At 58.0% G+C, this 509-nt stretch carries 1 pseudogene; it reads left to right on the top strand.

From position 1 onward, the window contains the following. Positions 1-509: pseudogene (locus AC4PR2_RS29660) on the top strand (hypothetical protein); the annotation flags it as partial.

Below are 509 nucleotides of genomic sequence, written 5' to 3' on the forward strand. Positions count from 1 at the left end.
GAGGGCTACAATCACTCGGTTACTGGAACCGGCGGCAAGCTTCGCCAGTTCCACGACCAGTTCGGCAACAGCGACAGCACCACGCTGGCGGCGCAGACCGGCATGTCGACCGTCGATGCACAGCGCATGAACAAGGCGATGGCGGTGACAGAGGCCTACGCGAAGCGCAATCATGTCTCCTTCGATCAGGCTTACACTGAGCTTGAAACCAAGGCGAGGTCAGGCAACCTTAATATGGGAGCCAAGGCAGCGCTTGTCGTTGATAGCGAAAAAGCAGCACTCGGAAAAGTAGCGTCATTAGCGCTTGGCGGGTCCGTCAGGGGAGATATTCATGGCGGTGTGGACTACAACGCCAGCTCTGGCAGTTCGGCCCAAACCTCGGAAGGTGGGCGCAACACCAGGGATGCGGGGCACGATATCTCCGCCAGTGATGCCAAGACCTTCAGTGATGGCCTGGACGTAATGCGCAACTACAGCGTCAACTACAACGGGCAGCACGTCGACAATAA

This window comes from Serratia sp. A07, from assembly GCF_058725505.1.